This window comes from Chitinophagales bacterium, assembly GCA_041392475.1.
Classification (GTDB): domain Bacteria; phylum Bacteroidota; class Bacteroidia; order Chitinophagales; family UBA2359; genus JAUHXA01.
In genome coordinates this window covers 1,733,959-1,748,801 of the sequence record JAWKLZ010000002.1, presented here as the reverse complement: position 1 = coordinate 1,748,801, position 14,843 = coordinate 1,733,959, and the positions used below count along the sequence as shown (strand labels likewise).

Genomic DNA, 14,843 nt, shown 5'->3' with positions numbered 1-14,843 from the left:
CCCAAATTTGAGATTGAGTTTTAAATTGGAATTTCCTTACGCCCAAGCTCCTCCATATTCTTTCTTGCATTTCGCAATGTGTCGGTGCATCACTGCAAACCACAAAGGTGGAATTGTTGCCAACAACATCATTCCTGGATAACCCGTAGGCATTTGAGGAGCATCATCAAAGTGTCGGAGAATCTGATACTTACGGCTTGCCTTGAAGTGATGGTCGCTGTGTCTAGTGAGTTCAAATAACAACAATCGTCCAAGAATATGATTAGAGTTCCAAGAATGAATGGGAAGCACTTTTTCATAATTCCCATTATCCCTTTGTCGGCGTTGCAATCCATAGTGTTCAATATAATTGACAGTTTCCAATTGCAGAAAACCCATCGCTGCTGCTGCAATGAATGCCAACATCGGCAATAATCCAAAGGCAAAGTAAATGCCCACCAACAAAGCAAGTTGGATAAATTGAAAACGAAGCATTTCGTTGTGAATAGACCAAAAAGCAAGCTGTTTTTGCTGCAATTTTTTGGCCTCCAATTTCCAAGCAGAGACATAACTGAATACCACCGAACGTACATAAAAAAAGTAAATATTTTCACCATATCGAGCCGAAGCAGGGTCATCAGGCGTAGCTACTCGCTTGTGATGCCCTCGGTTGTGCTCGATGAAAAAGTGCATGTACAGGGAAGTGAGCAGTAGGGATTTTGACATCCATTGCTCGTATTTTTTGGTGCGATGCCCCAACTCATGCGCCACATTGATGCCCAAACTACCACACAAAATTCCCATTGCAGTGATGCGCCCCCACATCTCAAAGGTTGTCAGCGTTGGATCGTCAATAATAACCAAGAACCAAACTAAAAATCCGTATTGAATTGGCAACATGAGATAGACCATCCAATCATACAAAGGATCTTTGAGTGCCAATTCTTCTTCCATTGCCGTCATATTTTTTTCGGGTGCAGGCATCAACATATCTAAAATAGGAATCAGAAAAAAGGTGTAAATCAATGCCGTATAAGTCCACCAACCTTCGGAGGAAAACGAAATAACTGTTGCTGCTAAACCTGTATAAACAGGGAGGTATTTTAAGGGTCGTAGTTTCATTACTCAATATGTTTATTTCAGAAAATGAAGCGTTTTTTAACCTTGTAGGTTGCCTTCAAATATAAGCAATTGAAATCTGAAAATCAAACGTAATTGCTTCAATATACACTTAATGGGTACATAAAATTTGGCAAGTTATTAAATTTTAGATATTTTGAACACTTTAAATCGGTTCTTTGACAATTTTTGTGGGAGCACTAAAGACTTCAGAAGTTTCATTTTTAGCGAAATAGTTTGCTGCTTAAAAAATCAGCAAACTTCCGAAGTCTCAAATCACAGATTTTGTCAAAGAACCTTTAAATCATTAGAATAAAATGCTGTAATCCATGAAAACCTATTTCCTATTTTTGGTAATGATTATCCTCATAGGTTGCAATGGAAGCCCTATTTCCATTCAAAATTCAGCTGCCTCAAACTTTTCCGACCTGTATCATATTACATCGCCTAAAATTTCACTATTTGATAATCACGAAACACTCCCAATAGAAACAAATGTAAGCAGCGATGTAAGAAACTACAATTCAATCCTTCACCTCACTGAAAGTACCAATGTCATTTCAATAGAAAGGGAAAGCCTTCAAAAAATACTCCCAAAAGAAGAATTCAAAGATTTACTCCATAACTATTGTGAACCAGGTTTGGATAATTTGATTTGTCAGAAGGAATATTTCACTTATGGTCGAATTGTAACCGAAAATTTTGTACTACTCGAACTGAATATCAGGGAGTATGGCAATTGGAACAGGCATTATATATTTGAGTGGAGAACACATAAACTGAATGGAGAGTTGATTTCAAAGGTAACATTTGCCAAGTGGAGCAACCGAGATAGCGAATTTTTTGGAGGTAAATTGATCAAATATTTAGAGGTTGAAATAGTTGATACTGAACACAAAAGTTTGAGGAATTACTGGATTGATAATGTAGGAGAAATTCATTTGAAGGAAAAGGCTGAAGGCTTTTGAAGGTCTTTTTTAATAAAACATTAATTATCAGATAATTGATTTTCTAAGAATCGCTTCAAAAGCCTAATACATCCAAATTCCAAATCATTCTTCTTTTTTATTCAACCCGCTCAAAACTAAAAATATTACGCATAAAATAATCCTTCATTCCCACATATCGTGCCTCCTTTTTCCAACTTGCCTTTTGCCCATTTTGAAGTCGAACCGTCAATCGGAGGTCTGCTTTTTTAAGGTTGTCTTTTCCTTTTCTTTCGCCTACAATCAACAATTCACCTTCCGTTTTTTCGATTTTTACAATATTCCATTCACCATTCAATTGCAATACCTTACCACCTTTTTTGATGCCAAAAACATTCTCTGCTATCATCGGTTTACCTTCCTTATCCAATTCATCATAAGTAATAAGGGTATTGAATTTGCCATTCACCTTTTCTACCTCAAAAGTACCGGGAACATCCACCACAGTTTTATCATCACCGAAGTTGAGGTAGGTCAGTTTACCAGTCCATTTTCCCTCTAAAACATCCAATTCATCTCCATTTAATTTGTATTGAGTAGTAGTTTTAGACTTAAGCTCCGTTTCAGAACCATTTGTTACAATGAGTTTTTTCACTACCTCCAATTCCGTATCCACACCGTTTACCACATCCTCCACATTTGGCCGCACCAATACATCAGGTTGTATTCCTTCATTGGGTTGCTCACCTAAGGGATAATCACCAATCAAAGGAATGTCTATCTCAATTTTGGAGTGTGGCAACTGCAAAAAGAACATATTTCCGCCCGTTGTTCCTTTTCGATTACCGCCCGTTTCTTGACCAACCAAGGTTGCCAAACCGTGCTGTTTGAAGTATTTAGCCATAAAAAAAGTCGCAGAGCTATTGGCAGCATTGACGATGAGGTAGGTTTTTCCACCATAAGCATTTTTATTGGCTTTTATGGTTTCAGGTTCACCTGTTGCCTTTTTGAAAGTATAAAAACCTCCTTCTACTGACTTCAACTTACCCGTTCTATCTCGAAATTTATCATCCCAAGTAGAAAGATAACCATTAAGGTTTTCAGGCACTTTTTCGTATGTCAGTAGAGAACGACTCGCTGATAGGGTAATGTCTTTGGTCAGCAAAAAATCTGCTACCATACGGGTCACATCGTCCATTCCTCCCGCATTTCCACGAATGTCAATTACCAAATTCGGTATATTTTTGGCATGAATCTCTACAAAAGCATCCTTCAAAAACTGCTTCCAGTTCATTTCCATTTTCCACGTCACAAACGTACCCAACTGTAAATAAGCAGTTTGTTTATTCCATATTTCAAAACTCCACATATCATCATAGCTACTTGCCTGTTTGCCATATCGTTTCTCCAAAACTTCAAAACGCTGCCCTCGACTCACCGCATTTAAGCTTAATTCAAATGCCTTGTTTGCCTGCAAATCCATTGCTTTTACTTCAAATTTGCCGTTTTGGGGTGGGAAAAATAGCGAAAAAAACACATCAAAGTCTTCAAATTCGCCAGTACCCGACAATTGCATATTTTCCAATTGACTGCCCACATTGTCGCCATCCGTTTTCACGACTGTCAAAAGACTATCCACGATTGTAGCTACTTCAATATTATTGATTTTCAAAATTTCTGTACCCATCGGCAGTTGTTCGGTTTTTGTTGCATCTTTCACCACTATCATTCTCCTATCAATCAATCGGAAAGTAAACGGCACTTTGTCAGCTTTCATAAAAATTGCCTCATTGACCTCTTTCGGTTGGTTCCAAAAATTGCAAAAAGTATGTCCACATTGAATTTTGGCCAAAAATTGTGAGAAAATCAAGTACGATTCCTGCAATGTTTTATCCGTTTGCAGTTCTTTTTGGAGATCATTGAAGTAGCCTTCAATGGTCGATTTGTCATTGTAGCGGTACAATCCAGGGTGCAATTCCTTCAAGGCTTGCTCAAGAATTTGGAAATCTTTTTGAAGGTCATTGGCTGCAATTTTTGTTTGGCTTTGCAGCGAAAAAGGAGAAAATAGAAGTAAAAAAACGAAAGACAAAAGAATAGAAATTTTCATTTGATAAAGGATTTTATTGATTTGAAAAATATAATTTGCATTCAAAAATGGAAATAGGCTTGTTTCCATTCATGCTGCAAATCTGCTGCAAATCTGTCCTTCAATCGCTGCAAAACGAGGTAATACGTATCAAAACGATGTTTTGAGCCTCATTATAGGAGATGATTCTGGTATTTTTGGGGTAATATGGAGTCAAAATGTTTTTTTTCGTTCACCTGACAATATTTAACTGCTCGTGTTTTCCAAATACTGACTTGGAGTAACATCCGTAAATTTCTTAAATGTCCGATTGAAAGTCGCCTTGCTGTTGAAGCCAGAATCAAACGCAATTGCCAAAAGAGTGAACTGTTCGGTATCTCCATTTTTCAATCTTTCTTTGACCGCTTCGACTCGGTATTCATTGATAAAATCTTTGAAGTTTTTGTCGAAACCTGTATTGATGACTTTCGATAAATTGGAGGTAGTTGTTTTCATTTTACGTGCCAATTCTGCCAACGTCAATTCAGGATTGAGGTATGGTTTTTCGGTTTCGAGATATTCCAACAGTTCAGTTTTTTGCTGTTCCAATTTCTGAAAGTCTGCGTCTGTTTCGATGATTTCCTCCTTTTTAATGCCAAAAGTGAGTTGGTAAAGTTTGGATAGGTCCGTGAAATATCCTTTGGTACCAACATACAACATCACCAAAGCTCCTGCCAAATGTCCCCACCAATTTTGTTTCCAATGCAAAGCGACAATCTGATGGTCAATGACATTAATGATAAACTGGAAAGCAAATAATACAATATAGGCGGTTAAAAAATTCCGAATCCAATTGAGTTCTACTTGATAGGTATTGGAAAAATGCTGCTTAATGCGCTCTCGATAGTGCCAATAGGCTTGCACTGCAAAGGCATAGTAGAGCAATTGAGAAGCAAAACCCAACAAAACTGCAAAAGGGGCAACATATACCGAATCTATATTTTCCACCCAATAACCGTTTTGAGAGAGATGAAAATCGGGCTGCATGGCATCATATATCCACATACAAATTTCATAACAAACATACAAGATGACAGGTACAAAATGAATCCAATCTACACGCCGAAAACTAAAACGGACTTTGGTGAGACTTTTGACATAGAAAAAAATCAGTGGCCCAAGGATAAAGGTGACATCAAAAAGCAGGTAATTGATTTTGGTGTTGCGAAAAGTATCGTACCACTCCATGAATCCAATGATGTAAGAAGTTCGCCTATAACCTGTGATTATCAACAACAAAGCCAAGAATAAATCTGCCAAATGTCGTTTTTGAACGTACCGTCTGAGTAGCAAAAAAGCAAATAGGAATCCCTGCAATACCAAAAAAAGCAGAGAGGTGCTGTATATATTGAAGTTAGGGAAAGTCAGTAATAGCATTAATAGCACATTGATTGTATCATTGCTACAATAAAAATAAGCGATTTGTGTTTAAAAAATATAGAAATAATTTTACCTACCATACATATTTCCTTTTACTAAACTTGTGTAACCATGACTCAAAAACAGCGAATTTTGGCTGTAATGGCATTTTTATGCCTCGGTGGAATTACAATGTTCAAGTTTTACTAAGGCAAATTAGAGGCTTGGATGTGGGCAACTAAACTTTTGTTTGAATTGTTGTATTTTTGACCTAATCAACAGTATTCAATGAAACACCTCCAATATATAACCCTACTCCTATTTTCTGCCATTTGGCTCAATGCCCAAACACCAACTTTTGACCCTCCATTGAGTCCACGCATTGCCAACTACGACATAGACGTTACACTCGATACCGAAACCAAAATGCTACACGGTATCGAAAAACTCACTTGGAAAAATACCTCTAAGGATACAATTAGAGAACTGCAAATGCACACCTATCTCAATGCCTTCAAAAATACAGCTTCCACTTTTATGGTTGAAGCAGGCGGCAATGTACTGGGAAACAACATCAAAGATGTGAAAGAAGAATACTGGGGATGGGTGGACGTACCCTCTTTTTTGATGGGTGACAGCCTCGAACTTGCTCCCAAAATGGACTACATACAACTCGATGATGGGAACAAAAACGACCAAACCGTTTTGCGGATTCCCCTACCCTATCCCATTTTGCCCGACAGCACCATTGAAGCGACCTTGAAGTTTGAAGCCAAGCTGCCAAAAATCATGGCACGAGTGGGTTATTGCAAAGACGGCTATTTGTTGGCAGTTCAGTGGTTTCCAAAATTTGGCGTGTATGAACCCACAGGGATGCGCTATGCCACAGAAGGAAAATGGAATTGTCATCAATTTCACGCACGGTCTGAATTTTACGCCGATTTTGGAGTCTATGATGTCAAGATTACCACACCACAAGATCTGGTGGTAGGGGCATCAGGTGTTTTGCAGGAAGAAAAAATGAATGATGATGGCACTCGAACTGTCTATTACCGAGCCGAAGATGTGATAGATTTTGCATGGACAGCCTCCCCCTGTTTCACCGAAACGAGCGAAACATGGGAAGGTGTCGACATTCGCTTAATGCTTCAACCCGAACACCTTATCAACAAAGACCGCTTTTTGAAAGCTGCAAAAGCGGCAATTACCTACATGAATGACAACGTAGGATTGTACCCCTATCCCAATCTCACCATCGTTTGCCCACCTGTTGAAGGTTTGCGTTCTTCTGCAATGGAATACCCCACCTTGATTACCGTTCCTTCGGTTTACGGTTTACCCGAAGGCATCCGCACCCCCGAAATTTTGACCGTACATGAATATGTTCATCAATATTTTATGCAGATGGTGGCATCACACGAAGCAGAAGAAGCATGGTTGGATGAAGGTTTGGTATCGTACTACGAAAGCCGAATCATGGATGCAACTTACGGTGACAAAACCTCTGTGGTAAACCTATTTGGCTATCGAAGTGGCGACTTGGAAATGAGCCGAGCGAGGTATCTAAACATGGACAATCCAAAAATCTCGAAAACAGCAGTCAAACCGTGGCAGTTTCCGCCTGTGGATGAAGTGAAAGAATTGAGCTACTCCAAACCCGTCACTTGGCTGCAAACATTAGAGGGAATGGTGGGAGAACAGACGATGACTGAAATCATGAAAACCTACTTCAACCGTTGGAAATTTAGACATCCATCCGGAAAAGATTTTATTGCAGTAGTCAATGAAATTGTGTGTGAAAACCATCCCAACGATTTTCCGAATGGCATGGATTGGTTTTTCGAGCAGGTATTGTACGGTTCCGATATGTGTGATTACAAAGTAGCTGCAATCCATAATAATTTGGTCAAACCTCCAATTGGTTTGTTTGATAGCGAAAATGGCCAGAAAAACTACTTCGATGAAGCCGACCAACAACAAATGCTACAAAATGAACCTCTTCAATATTATAGCACAGTCAATTTGTACCGTTTGGGAGAGATTCGCCTTCCTACCGAAATTTTGGTGCGCTTTGACGATGGCAGCGAAATTTTGGAGCAGTGGGATGGAGAAGCCCGTTTTCACCAACTCACTTACACCAGTCCAAAGCAAATCATATCCGCACATATTGACCCCAAATACAAGACTGCAATGGATGCGAACTACCTCAACAATAGTCTAACTTTGCAGCAAGATACCTCTCCCCTATTGAAATGGTCAACTAAGGCATTATTTTGGATGCAAAATATCATGCAACTTTTGGTGAGTTTGGTATAAAAGCTGATTAAAATCCTCAATACCATTCACTTCAATAACCTACCACCTTTTCAAATTTTAAATCGTTGGCTGTAAAACGATACCTAACATTTCTCAATTCCTTTATTGAAGATGCAGTATGACCCATATACCAAATTTCCGTTTTATTGAATTCAGTGTATCTTTGCGGCTTCAATTTTAACCTACATGAAAAAAAACGAGAACATTCACCCAATATTCGATCAACTGCTTCAACGCAGTGATAAAGAAAATCTATTGAAGCAAAAAGCAATAGTGCTGTGGATGACAGGACTTTCGGGTTCTGGTAAAAGTACGATTGCTCAAGGTTTAGAGCAGCTTTTGCACCAAAAAGGCTATTTGACCAAAGTACTGGATGGCGACAATATTCGCATGGGTATCAACAACAATTTGGGGTTTTCGGAGGAAGACAGAACCGAAAATATTCGCCGAATTGGGGAGGTTGCGAAGTTGTTTTTGGAGTGTGGGGTCATTACGATTTGCAGTTTTGTAAGCCCTACCAAAGCGATTCGTCAACAGGCAAAAGACATTGTTGGATCAACCGATTTTTTGGAGGTTTACATCAATGCTCCTTTGGCAGTCTGTGAGGAAAGAGATGTCAAAGGGCTTTACAAAAAAGCAAGAGCAGGGCAAATTAAAAACTTCACAGGAATTGATGCCCCATTTGAAGCCCCCGAAAACGGGCTCGAAATAAGAACAGACCAAACAACCATTGAAGAAGCGGTTACGCAAGTTTTTGATTACATTCAAGATAAAATATCTATTAATGGTTGAATTGATGCGTGGTTACATGATTGTGCTGTAATAAACATGCCAACAGTTCAACAATATAGCTATTCAACAATTTAACAATCCAACAATAAATCAATGATTTCCTATAATTTAAGTCACTTAAAAGAATTAGAAGCAGAAGGGATTTATGTCATTCGAGAAGTAGCAGCACAGTTTGAGAATCCTGTATTGATGTTTTCAGGCGGTAAAGATTCGATTACGATGCTACACCTCGCTCGCAAAGCCTTCTATCCTGCAAAATTACCTTTCCCTTTATTACACGTTGATACAGGACACAATTTTCCTGAAACCATTGCTTTTCGAGATGAATTAATCGAAAAATTGGGACTGAGGTTAATCGTTGGTCACGTACAAGACTCGATTAATGAAGGAACAGCAGTAGAGGAAAAAGGGGTGAATGCCAGCCGTATTCGCCTGCAAACCACAACTTTACTGGAAGCACTCGAAAAACACCAGTTTGATGCAGCTTTGGGCGGTGCAAGACGTGACGAGGAAAAAGCAAGAGCAAAAGAGCGTTTTTTCTCTCACCGAGATGATTTTGGACAATGGGACCCCAAAAATCAACGCCCTGAACTCTGGAATATTTTCAATGGCAGAAAACGTATGGGCGAACATTTCCGTGTGTTTCCGTTAAGCAACTGGACAGAAATGGATATTTGGCAGTACATTCTCCACGAAAACATTGACATTCCTTCTTTGTACTTTTCGCATACCCGTTCTTGTGTGGTCAGAAATGGCATTATCCTCTACAAATCAGATGTTTTGCCTGAAATTGAAGGAGAAGAAGTGAAGGATATGAGGGTGCGTTTTAGAACAATTGGCGATATGACGAGTACAGGTGCAAGTCTTTCGGATGCAGATACATTGGAGAAAATCATTGACGAAGTAGCTGCTACCCGTATGACTGAACGTGGTGGACGTGCAGACGATAAACGCTCGGAAACTTCAATGGAGGATAGGAAGAAAGAAGGGTATTTTTAGTGACACTTTGAAGATAATCAGGCGGTAATGAGAACCTTTTCATCTGATGTACCGACAAAATTGAGCGTATCAATAGCATCAAAAAAATAATAACCAAAGAATCAATAGAAAATGAATTCCAAAGGATACTTAGATATGGACTTGCTGCGGTTCAGCACAGCAGGCAGCGTAGATGACGGAAAAAGTACACTGATTGGGCGATTGCTCTATGATAGCAAATCCATCTTTGAAGACCAAATGGAAGCCGTTGCCCAAGCAAGTCAAAGACGTGGAGAAGAAGGGGTAAATTTGGCATTGTTAACTGACGGATTGAAGGCAGAACGGGAACAAGGGATTACCATTGATGTCGCCTATCGCTATTTTTCTACACCAAAGCGAAAATTCATCATTGCCGATACGCCTGGTCACATTCAATATACCCGAAATATGGTGACAGGTGCTTCTACCTCTCATTTGGCAATCGTGTTGGTGGATGCTCGAAAAGGCATGATTGAGCAAAGCCGCCGCCATCTGTTTATTGCTTCTTTGTTGCGAATCCCACACATTGTAGTGTGTATCAACAAAATGGATTTAGTGGATTTTGAGCAAGGGAAATTTGAAGAAATCAAAGAACAGTTTGAAGACTTTACCTCTAAGTTGCAAACTTCTGATGTAAGCTACTTACCCATTAGTGCTTTATTGGGAGACAATGTGGTAACACGCTCCAAAAATATGCCGTGGTACGAGGGTCCTACCTTGATGTATTTGCTGGAGAATGTGCATATTTCGAGTGACTGGAATCGGATAGATGTTCGTTTCCCAGTGCAGTATGTGATTCGCCCCAATACTGACGATTTTCACGATTACCGAGGATATGCAGGACGAGTTGCAGGAGGCGTATTGAAGCCAGGTGATGAGGTGATGGTTTTGCCTTCGGGTTTCACCTCTACCATTACCTCGATTGATACACTTGACGGCTCGATAGAGGAAGCCTATGCGCCCATGTCTGTGGCTATTCAGATTGCAGACGATATAGATATTAGCCGTGGCGATATGATTATTCGCCCCAACAATATTCCGAAAGTGGGGCAGGATATAGAACTGATGATTTGTTGGTTGGGCCGACAAAAATTGACGCTAAACGGTAAATATGCCGTCAAACACACCACAAGAGATGTCCGATGTATTGTAAAAGATATTCGCTACAAATTAAATATCAATAACTTGCACCGAATGGAAGAAATCAAAGACATTGGCATGAACGATATTGCCCGCATCCAAATTCGCACCACCAAACCACTTTTCTACGATACGTATCGCCGAAATCGCATGACAGGTAGTTTGATTTTAATTGATGAAGGTACGAATGAAACCGTAGCTGCGGGGATGATTATTTGATGATTTCAACGCTTTTGAGTGTCAAAATTATTGAGAAAAGCCCCCAAATAATCTGATTTGGGGGCTTTTTTATTTTCACTTGTTCTACTTGACCACAAAAGTCTTTGAAACCATCTCTCCTCCAACCTTCAATCGACAAACATACATTCCCGCAGGCAAGTCACCCACTTCAACTCTTTGCTGATGCTTGCCCAATTGTAGCGTCTCATTCACAACCGTTTGCAGTTTTTTACCCGCAAGGTCGTAAATCGCCAATTTGGTCAGAGCCGATTGTTGCAGTTCAAACTGGATAGTTAGGAAATCACTGGTAGGATTTGGATAGGTTTGAAGGTTGGCCAAGGCTTCAAAAGGCGTTTCTTCAATGTTCACCCCACCTTTGGGCGTATTGGCGGTAAACATTCCATTGCCGTGCGTAGCAACTGCCACCATGTTGTCCAATTCTCGGCTTTCCACCATTTCAATCACCACATTGCCAACCCCTTCCACAAAATCCCATTGAGTCGCCACACCATTGATTTCGGAAGTATGAAACAAGCCAACACTTGTTCCTAAAAAGTAGGCTGTGCTATCTGCTTGTCCGTCAACAGGCAAAATACTCAACCATCGAAGCGATGGCCCACTGCCCGAACCATTGTTGTTTTCCTCCAAATTGCCCGCTACGGTTGTCCAACTTGTGCCGCCATTGATGGAATAATACAGACTGTAAATCTCATAGTTGGAAAAAACCACAAATACTTTGTCTGCATCTCTTGGGTCGACTGCAATGCAACTCGCATAACCCGCTGCATTCGGAAAATTAGCACCTGTGATGTTTACCATTGCAGGATTACCCGTATTTGCATCATCCAAACGATAGACATTTCGCTGGTTTGTACCAATATACAATCGGTGAGCAGGGTTTTCTGTACTGGTGGCAAGTGCTGTAATGATTAAATTTTCATCTACCAAATCATCCGAAAATTTTGTCCACCCTACGTTTGTCGGAAAAAACACGTTCAAGGAAGGGTCGAAAAGCGGAAGGCTTGAAAGGGCATCGTTTCGCCACAAAAACGAGCCTTCTGGCATATACAAAATATCATTGTTGGCCAAGTCCATTGTGAAGGGGTTGATGAACAAATAATTATCTCTATCTGCGCCTATGGGGTCAATGCGTGAATAGCTTGTCATATTCCCCACTTCGTCGACCGTCAATTTGACAATCATACCACCATTCGTTGCCATATAATAGACATCCTCATTGTCTGGAATGGCACAAAAACTACCGTCATAATTGAAGGAAATCTTCCAAGGATATTCGGGGTCTGCGCTGGGTGTAAAGTGTGTTCCATTATCCTGCAAACCTCCAATCAAAATCGGGCTAGTGTTGTGTCGAGGAAAAGCTACCGTATAAAATTGGGTTGCTAAATAACCATTGTTCAATGAATTCCACACCACGGTTTCTGCCATCACATCATCAGTGCGGTGAAGGCCTCCATCTGAACCCGTGAAAGCAATGTTGGGATTAGAGGGCAAGAAAAACATTTCGTGTTGGTCTGGATGGTGTCCTTTGTAGAGTTCAAAGAGAGGCAGTTCGGTATCTTCTTTGTAGCCTGCCACGAAAGTTGTATTGTCGGGCGAAGTGAAGGCATCATTGGAGCGGTAAATGTTGGTTCCTCCAATGAACACAACATTTGGATCGTCTGGTTTCACCCGCACATATAAGTCATAGCCATTTTGAGAAATGAAATCATCGAAAGGATGCGGGCCAATCGGCAAATTGGCAGAACGGTCTTCCCATTGTGCACCGATTCCTGTTCCATTGCCGCTGATATAGGTATATTTCCACAAACTACTCCACTCTGCATCGTTGCGAAAGTTGAAGCCTTGATGCCCAAATCCATCGGTATCGGCTGCCAAAAAATACACTTCGTTTTCATTGGAGGGGTTGATACCAATGGCGATTCGTGAATAGTTGGTGGGGAAATTAGCTGGAGTGATTCTCGTCCAATTGTCGCCATCTTCTGACCGCCAAATCCCACGGTCGCCGTCGTTTTGATGCAACGTAGCATAGGCAACACCTGTTGTGGTCATGGCAATTTCTGCATCAGGCGCATTGCCTACATTGTGTCCGATTTCACTGCGCCAAGTTGCGCCACCATCTGTACTGCGATAGATACCACCAAAAGTGGCGACCAATATGTCTCCATTCATGGGATTGACGACAATTCGCCAAGTAATGTCCCAGTAGTCTTCAAAAACCTGGGGAGATTCGCTCGCTGTTGATTCCACTGATTGCCAAGTCATTCCGTTATCTTGAGATTTATACAAACCATTGCCTGTATAAAATGCACCTCCATCAGAAGGGGATTGTCCTGCTCCTTCTCCAGTGCCAAAATACCATACATGTTCTTGTCCTTCTCGTGGGTCCTGAATAATGCAGCTTACATTGGGCGGTGCGTTGCCAATGTCTATCTGTGTCCATGTCAAACCTTGGTCGGTACTGCGCCAAAGTCCTCCCGATACGCTTCCTGCAAAAAGAATGTTTTCATCAGTCACATCCATCGCAAAGGCCCTTGTGCGTCCACTGATATTGAAGGGCCCTCTCGCCACCCACTCCAAATCTTCTACGGAGCTTTTTTGTGTTTTTGCAGCTTGTTTCGCCTTCAATTGCTTCAAAAAACCTTGTTCTCTCCCCCGCATATCTGAGGGAATTGTACCAGAAATAGGGCTTTTCAAACGATTCAATTCCCATTCTGCCCGTGCATTTGGGCGGTCGGGTAGGCTGTTTGCCAAACCTGCTGCAAACAATTCTTCAATGCTTTGTGTAGGTTTTTCTTTTTGAAGAATGGGGTTTGTGAGGGCGTAATAAATGATTGCAGTTAGGGAAAGGAATGAAATACTGAGAAGTGTATATTTTGATTTCATAGGAAGTAATTGAAGGTTGATGTTTAATTTATTGCCAATTTACAAAAATATGATTTACTGTGAAAAGACGAAGAAAAATATCTTTGACAAATACCAATTAGATGACCTTTTGGGGGATAAAAAAAGCCTTCAAGAATTTGTATGATTCTTGAAGGCTCTTCAAAATTTAGTTATATTAGATAAGGACTAGTTTTTCTTTGCAGGAGCACGTTTTACACCTTTTTGTGCACCTCCTTTGCGTGATTGCATACGTTCTTGACGTTTTGCTTCCATTTCAGCTAATTTTGCAGCTTGCTCTTCGGTCAGTTGTGCGGTGATTTCTTCTTTTTCTTGTTTTTTAAGAGCCTTCACCGCTTCCATTTTTTTCGTACGATCTTCAGATTGTTCTGCACGAAGTGCATCCATTTCATTGATGTACTTTAAACTGATGGCAGAGATGGCTGTAGATTGTTCTTCATTCAACCCCAATTTTTCAGTCAGCATCTTTGTTTTTTTAGCCGCCTTTTGTTCTGGAGTCAATTGTTCCTGAGAAACTTTTGCTGCTTTTGGTTTTTGTGATACAGCATTTTGAGCAGATACCGTAGTTGCAGAGAATAGAAGAGTTGCTGCAAACAGCATCATTAATTTCAAAAGATTGATTTTCATCGATTTAATTGTTTAAATGTATAAAATAAGATTAAAATGTTTGGTATAGGATAAAGTAGAAACTTCATGCCTTTACAATATACGACCTTTAGACTCTTTATTAATCACTTTTATTCCTTTGAAAGCTATTTTTTTTTTAAAAAATTTAAAATTTTATTCAAGATTTTTTTTGCTAATCCTGATTTTCAGGCACTTACCAATAACCCTTCGCTCTTGTTTTGAATAAGCAATAGGAATCTAATTTATTTCTTATCAATAAGCTATGGACATTTTTGTATTAAACCAATTCTGTACGATAATTT

The 14,843-nt window shown here is 40.1% G+C and carries 10 protein-coding genes; 5 read left to right on the top strand and 5 right to left on the bottom strand.

Translation table 11 applies throughout. The annotated features are described in order from the left end of the window. Positions 1-36: 36 nt before the first annotated feature. The gene (locus R3E32_20365; protein ID MEZ4887096.1) at positions 37-1,101 is read right to left on the bottom strand and encodes an alkane 1-monooxygenase; all 1,065 of its coding nucleotides are present in this window, start codon (positions 1,099-1,101) and stop codon (positions 37-39) included. A 326-nt stretch (positions 1,102-1,427) separates the two neighbouring features. Here R3E32_20365 and R3E32_20360 point away from each other — a divergent pair, with 326 nt between their 5' ends. After that, the gene (locus R3E32_20360; GenBank protein MEZ4887095.1) at positions 1,428-2,066 is read left to right on the top strand and encodes a hypothetical protein; all 639 of its coding nucleotides are present in this window, start codon (positions 1,428-1,430) and stop codon (positions 2,064-2,066) included. A gap of 97 nt (positions 2,067-2,163) precedes the next feature. On the opposite strand, the gene R3E32_20355 is transcribed toward R3E32_20360, so the two are convergent. Continuing rightward, positions 2,164-4,131 (bottom strand): S41 family peptidase, encoded by a 1,968-nt coding sequence (locus R3E32_20355; GenBank protein ID MEZ4887094.1) that lies wholly within the window; start codon positions 4,129-4,131, stop codon positions 2,164-2,166. A gap of 225 nt (positions 4,132-4,356) precedes the next feature. After that, positions 4,357-5,526 (bottom strand): helix-turn-helix transcriptional regulator, encoded by a 1,170-nt coding sequence (locus tag R3E32_20350; GenBank protein MEZ4887093.1) that lies wholly within the window; start codon positions 5,524-5,526, stop codon positions 4,357-4,359. Between the two features lie 270 nt (positions 5,527-5,796). Between R3E32_20350 and R3E32_20345 the strand changes: the two genes are divergently transcribed. From R3E32_20345 to R3E32_20330, 4 genes are all read left to right on the top strand, one after another. Further along, entirely contained in the window at positions 5,797-7,824 is a 2,028-nt protein-coding gene (locus R3E32_20345) for a M1 family metallopeptidase (protein MEZ4887092.1), read from the top strand. 186 nt (positions 7,825-8,010) lie between these two features. Next, positions 8,011-8,616 carry an adenylyl-sulfate kinase gene (cysC, locus tag R3E32_20340; protein MEZ4887091.1) on the top strand — a complete coding sequence of 202 codons (606 nt, stop codon included), beginning with the start codon at positions 8,011-8,013 and terminating at the stop codon, positions 8,614-8,616. 93 nt (positions 8,617-8,709) lie between these two features. Then, positions 8,710-9,615 (top strand): sulfate adenylyltransferase subunit CysD, encoded by a 906-nt coding sequence (gene cysD, locus R3E32_20335; GenBank protein MEZ4887090.1) that lies wholly within the window; start codon positions 8,710-8,712, stop codon positions 9,613-9,615. A gap of 111 nt (positions 9,616-9,726) precedes the next feature. Beyond that, positions 9,727-10,992, top strand: a complete 1,266-nt coding sequence (locus R3E32_20330; protein MEZ4887089.1) for a GTP-binding protein — start codon at positions 9,727-9,729, stop codon at positions 10,990-10,992. A gap of 84 nt (positions 10,993-11,076) precedes the next feature. Here R3E32_20330 and R3E32_20325 read toward each other — a convergent pair whose 3' ends face one another. Further along, positions 11,077-13,896, bottom strand: a complete 2,820-nt coding sequence (locus R3E32_20325) for a T9SS type A sorting domain-containing protein (GenBank protein ID MEZ4887088.1) — start codon at positions 13,894-13,896, stop codon at positions 11,077-11,079. A gap of 186 nt (positions 13,897-14,082) precedes the next feature. Continuing rightward, complete coding sequence (locus R3E32_20320) at positions 14,083-14,541, bottom strand: hypothetical protein (protein MEZ4887087.1); 459 nt, start codon at positions 14,539-14,541, stop codon at positions 14,083-14,085. Positions 14,542-14,843 lie beyond the last annotated feature (302 nt).